Source organism: Mesotoga sp. HF07.pep.5.2.highcov (assembly GCF_003666285.1).
Taxonomy (GTDB): Bacteria; Thermotogota; Thermotogae; order Petrotogales; family Kosmotogaceae; genus Mesotoga; species Mesotoga prima.
Window position 1 is genome coordinate 1 of sequence record NZ_JFHJ01000580.1, and the last position, 1,466, is coordinate 1,466.

Consider the following 1,466-nt stretch of genomic DNA (forward strand, 5'->3'; position numbering starts at 1 on the left):
AACGGGCTGATCACTTTGCAGTTGCAGTTACAAATGGTCTTTCAAAAACGGCTTTTCCAGAAATCAGGATCTACATCTGGTACCTTCCTATGTTAGTTATGAACAAAATCAAAGACACCAAACGAAGGAGGGAGCGCCATGTATATTGTGTGTGATTTGACGTATGCTGTTTCTGAAAGTAGATCCACGGAGGCTTTGAAAATGATACTTGAGACGCTCTCAAAAAAGTTGCTTCTGGGAGCCCAAGGTGACACGCTTAATATGAGAGCCGAGACGGAAGACACGATTGAAGTTCAGATTATGGCTCTCAAAGGTTCGTGCTCTTTCGAAGAAGTAGTGCCAAGGATCAACGAGTACCTATCATTGATCTCAAGAGCGCTGGAAACGAGTTTTCCAGATTACAGAGTAGTTAGTTCATACATCTATCTAGATGGAGAAGAAACACCCTATCTACTCTGTTGAAGCCATAAAAAGAGGGCCGCGGGCCCTCTTTTTTTGTACGGTTGACAGGATAAAAACACTCCACTATAATCAAAATGTTGATACTTAGAATGGTTCTAAATAAGGAGGTGTTTTATGGAGAAAAGAATTCCTTTGATCGGTGAAGATTTTCCTGAAATGAAAGTGAAGACAACTCACGGTGTACTCAACCTTCCAGAAGAATATAAGGGCAAATGGTTTGTTTTGTTCAGCCATCCGGGCGATTTTACACCGGTTTGTACAACTGAGTTTGTGGGATTTCAGAAGAGATACCAGAAGTTCAGAGAGCTCAACTGTGAACTCATAGGTCTCAGCGTCGATCAAGTCTTCTCTCACATAAAGTGGGCCGAATGGATAGAAGAAACTCTGGGAGTGAAGATTGAGTTCCCAATAATCGCCGATGAAATGGGTGAAGTTGGTATGACTCTCGGTTTGATCCATCCTGCGAAGGGTACAAACACGGTCAGGGCCGTATTCATTGTTGATCCGAAGGGAAAAATAAGGGCAATACTCTATTATCCGCAGGAGCTTGGAAGAAACATGGACGAAATACTTAGAATGGTCAAGGGCTTCCAGGTTGCCGACAAGAACGGAGTCGCGATTCCTGCCGATTGGCCAAACAACGAAATCATCGGCGATCACGTAATTATTCCCCCTGCAGCAGACGTCAAGACTGCAGCAGAGAGAAAGGGCAAGGAAGGTTGCTACGACTGGTGGTTCTGCCACAAGAGCCTTTGACACAGCGATCATGAAATAAATTTAACGGATAGAGGTCGGGACAACCGACCTCTTCTTTTTTTGCTTGCCGCCTCAAACATAGAATCCCGAGCTTAAACCACAAATCTTTTGAAAGACGGGCAGAATAATTGTCTCTAGGTATTCGATGTTTTCTGCGCGTAATTAACTATAGACAATCTAGAATGAGCCTGATCGCACGTGGTTGATCTTGATTGTTCTTTTTCAAAGATGTAAAGTTTGGTATTATA

General features: G+C 43.2%; 2 protein-coding genes. Both read left to right on the plus strand.

The genetic code is table 11. The features are described 5' to 3' along the window. The first annotated feature begins 138 nt into the window (after positions 1 to 138). On the plus strand, positions 139 to 462 hold the full coding sequence (locus BG32_RS12235) for a hypothetical protein (RefSeq protein WP_006488061.1): 324 nt from the start codon (positions 139 to 141) through the stop codon (positions 460 to 462). A 114-nt stretch (positions 463 to 576) separates the two neighbouring features. After that, positions 577 to 1,218, plus strand: coding sequence for a peroxiredoxin (locus tag BG32_RS12240; protein ID WP_006488060.1), 642 nt, complete (start codon positions 577 to 579; stop codon positions 1,216 to 1,218). Positions 1,219 to 1,466 lie beyond the last annotated feature (248 nt).

Excerpts from the sequence above, each read along its gene's own strand:
- BG32_RS12235 (WP_006488061.1), top strand. The coding sequence starts at position 139 with ATGTATATTGTGTGTGATTTGACGTATGCTGTTTCTGAAAGTAGATCC.
- BG32_RS12240 (WP_006488060.1), top strand. The coding sequence starts at position 577 with ATGGAGAAAAGAATTCCTTTGATCGGTGAAGATTTTCCTGAAATGAAA.